General features: G+C 53.3%; 2 protein-coding genes. Both read left to right on the top strand.

The genetic code is table 11. From position 1 onward, the window contains the following. The first annotated feature begins 150 nt into the window (after positions 1-150). Entirely contained in the window at positions 151-993 is an 843-nt protein-coding gene (locus QLH52_RS24470; protein ID WP_341850227.1) for an AMP-binding enzyme, read from the top strand. Further along, a partial coding sequence (locus QLH52_RS24465) for a condensation domain-containing protein (protein WP_319963275.1) occupies positions 990-2,816 on the top strand: 1,827 nt, incomplete at its 3' end. The genes QLH52_RS24470 and QLH52_RS24465, both read left to right, overlap by 4 nt.

The following is a 2,816-nucleotide window of genomic DNA, read 5'->3' as shown; positions in this document are numbered from 1 at the left end:
CCGGCCCCCGGCCCGCGGGGGCGCCGGGGCTGACGTCGCTTTTCACCCGGGGTGTTCGCTGTTGGGTCTGGGGGGTGGGGGCGCCGCCCCCCCCCCCCCCACGTCCGCCTTTACAACCTGGATCGCTCGCTCAACCCAGTCCCGGTCGGCGTGGCGGGCGAACTGTACATCGGCGGCGCCGGCGTCGTGCCCGGCTATTGGCAACGCCACGATCTAACCGCCGAGCGTTTCGTGCCCGACCCGTTCGACTCGGTCGGCAGGCGGCTTTACAAAACAGGCGACTTGGTCCGCTACCGTGCTGACGGCGCACTAGAATTCCTGGGCCGGATCGACCACCAAGTCAAGATTCGCGGCTTTCGCATCGAATTAGGCGAAATCGAAGCCCAATTGCTCAAGCAGCCGAAGATCAAAGATGCCGTGGTGATTGCTAGGGAAGATCATTCGAGCAATAAGCGCCTGGTGGCCTATCTAGTCCTGAATCAAGTAGCTGAGGACACTGAAGTCGAGCACGCTATCGTCGAACACCTTAAAGCCCAACTCAAACAACACTTGCCGGACTACATGGTGCCCAGCGCCTGCGTTATGCTGGACGCCATGCCGCTATCCGCTAACGGTAAACTTGATCGTAACCGACTGCCGGTACCGGATTTTAGTGGCACCAATAATCGCGACTTCGTAGCACCACTCGGCAACTTCGAAGAAGTCTTAGCCGAAGTCTGGCAGCAATTATTGGGCGTTGAACGTATTAGCCGCAACGATCATTTCTTTGAATTGGGCGGGCATTCATTGCTGGCCATTCAGCTCATTCAACGTCTTTCAGAGCGCGAAATGGTGATAGATGCGCGGACAATATTTGTTACGCCGATACTGTCAGATATGGCATTGGCGATAACCGTTGGTTCACATCAACACAATTTGGAAATTCCGCCCAATTTGCTTAACCAAGCGGAATATGAACCGAAAGACGAAGCATTGGAGGAATTCAGATTATGAGTTTGGAACAGATCATTGCCCGGATTCATGAAAAAAATATAGGGGTGTTGCTGGACGGCGGCGAATTAGTAATCCGCGCTCCGCAAGGAGTGATGGATGCGGACACAATGAGTTTGTTGAAACATCACAAGCAATCGTTAATTGAGTTGTTGCAAACCGGGAATGACGATTTGATCAAAATAAAAAGTGCGCCGTCATCCGTGAGCATCACCCCTGGCAAATTGCCGTTGATTGAGTTGTCGCAAACCGACATTGACCACATTGTCGAGAGAGTGCCAGGTGGTGCTAGCAATATTCAAGACATTTATCCGCTGGCACCGCTGCAATCGGGCATCTTGTTTCACCATCTGATGGTCACCGAAGGCGATACTTACTTATCACGATCAATCCTTGCCTTCGATAGTCACGAAGGGGTAAATCGTTTTGTTGCGGCATTGCAGCAAGTCATTGAGAGGCACGACATACTGCGTACCTCGGTGATTTGGCAAGATTTGCCTCAACCGGTACAAGTAGTTTGTCGAAAAGCGTTATTGCCGGTGCACGAACTGGCCGCCCCGAGCGGGGACGAATTAGCGTCACTATTGGCAGCTAGCGATCCCGGCAATGTGCGCTTAGATTTGGGTAAAGCGCCTTTGTTAGCGGCATACGTGATAGCCGAGCCGCAAAGCGGCGAATGGCTGTTGTCATTATTGAATCACCATATCGTCTGCGACCATATCAGTCTGGAAATCATCATCGGCGAAGTTCGTTTGCTGCTGAATGGGCGGGCTAACGAATTACCGCCAACCTTTCCCTACCGCAATTTCATTGCTCAGCTTCGATTGCTAGCTCCTGACAAACACGAAAGCTATTTCCGCGAACAACTTGGTGACGTTAATGAGCCGACGGCACCGTTCGGCATACTTGATGTAAATAATTACAGCGAGATTACCGAAGCGCAAGCGGCCATTGCGGACAATCTGGCTGGCCGGATTCGAACCCAAATAAAGCGTCACGGCGTCAGTGGCGCTGTATTGTTTCATTTGGCTTGGGCCAGAGTCCTGGCGCAATGTTGCGGACAAAACGATGTCGTGTTCAGTACGGTCCTAACCGGCCGAATGCGAGGCGGTGAGGGAATCGAACGGACGGTGGGGATGTTTATCAATACCTTGCCGCTTAGGGTATGGGTAGGCGATGTTTCGGTCGCAAAGGCGTTGGCCGATACCCAACAACAATTGACCGGGTTGATCGCGCATGAGCAAGCCTCGCTAGCGTTGGCACAACGCTGTAGCGGCGTAGACTCGGGTTTGCCATTGTTTACCTCATTGTTGAACTACCGGCATAGCCAACGGACCGATGAAGATCGCTTAAATCAGTGGCCGGGTATGCGGATTGTGGTTGGCGGCGAAGAGCGAACCAATTACCCGATAACGCTATCGGTCGACGACTTCGGCGATGGTTACGCGTTAACGCTACAATGCGTCCGGCGTTTGCAGCCGGATAGGCTCAACGAGTATATGCTGACGTCGTTAGAAGCCATTGTAAACGCACTAGAAACGAATCCCCAACTGCCAATGCGCACGATTTCGGTGGTTGGCGGAGACGAACGCCGTCAATTCCTGCACGACTGGAACGCGACCGACGTTGACTACCCGCGAGACCGCTGTATCCACCATCTGTTCGAAGCGCAAGTCGAGAAAACCCCGGAAGCTATTGCTCTAACCTTTGAAGAGCAAAACCTGACCTACACCGAACTGAATGCCCGCGCCAATCAGTTAGCACATTATCTGATTGAGCAAGGCGTCGGCCCTGAGGTACTGGTCGGCATCTGCATGGAACGCTCA

It is taken from the genome of Methylomonas defluvii (genome assembly GCF_033949435.1).
GTDB lineage: Bacteria > Pseudomonadota > Gammaproteobacteria > Methylococcales > Methylomonadaceae > Methylomonas > Methylomonas defluvii.
This window is presented reverse-complemented; position numbering and strand designations above follow the sequence as displayed.